Annotated in this window: 1 protein-coding gene; it reads right to left on the reverse strand. The window is 70.4% G+C overall.

What is annotated here, in order from left to right; genetic code table 11:
• Positions 1 to 944 (reverse strand): polyketide synthase dehydratase domain-containing protein (locus tag ACZ4NB_RS38775; RefSeq protein ID WP_467667764.1); only part of this gene is annotated, 944 nt, incomplete at its 3' end.
• Positions 945 to 1,007: the final 63 nt, after the last annotated feature.

Raw genomic sequence — 1,007 nt, forward strand, 5'->3', positions numbered from 1 at the left:
ACCACATCCGGCACCACGTCCGGCACCACACCGACCGAACCCAACCCCTCCCACACCACCGACGACACATCAGCCACGGCAGGAACAGCCACGGGGGTCCACGCCACCTCGTACAGCGCGTCCGGGCCGGCGAGCTGTGCGGCCGACGGCTGCTCCATGGAGACGTCGCGCAGCGTCAGCTGCCCGACCGAGATCACTGGCATACCCGACGCATCGGTCGCCTGGAGCGACACGCTTCCTGGGCGGAGCGGGCTCATCCGTACCCGCAACACCGAGGCACCCGAGGCATGCAGGTCGACGTTCGACCAGGCGAAGGGCAGAGCGGCGCGCTCGCCGACCACGTCGGTCAGGGCGGTCACGTGCAGTGCGGCATCCAGCAGTGCGGGGTGCAGCCCGAAACGGTTCGCGTCCGGCTCCGCGTGCTCCGGCAGGGCCACTTCGGCGAAGATCTCATCACCGCGCCGCCACGCGGCCCGCAGCCCCTGGAAGACGGGCCCGTACTCAAGTCCGACGTCGGACAGGTCGTCGTAGAAACCGTCCAGTTCGAACGGCTCCGCGTCCACCGGCGGCCATTGCGTCATGCCGGCTTCGGCGACGGGTGCTGCTCCGGATGTCAGCAGACCTGTGGCGTGACACGTCCAGTCCTGCGCGTCCGCGGTCCGGGAGTACACCGCGACCGGGCGTCCCCCGGCCTCGTCGCCGGCTTGCACGACGACCTGCACCTGAACGCTGCCCTCCACGGGCAGTACGAGGGGCGTCTGGAGGGCCAGTTCCTCGATCCGGTCGCATCCGACCTGGTCACCCGCCCGGATGGCGAGCTCCACGAAGGCGGTACCGGGGAAGAAGGTCCTTCCACCGATCCGGTGGTCGGCCAGCCAGGCGGGGACCCGTCCGGACAGCCGTCCGGTGAGGACGACACCGTCGTCATCGGGCGAGGCGATCACCGCACCCAACAGAGGATGACCGGCCTCATCCAACCCGGCCGCCGCCACATCCGCCTCCCCCGC

The organism is Streptomyces sp. NPDC026575 (assembly GCF_055567415.1).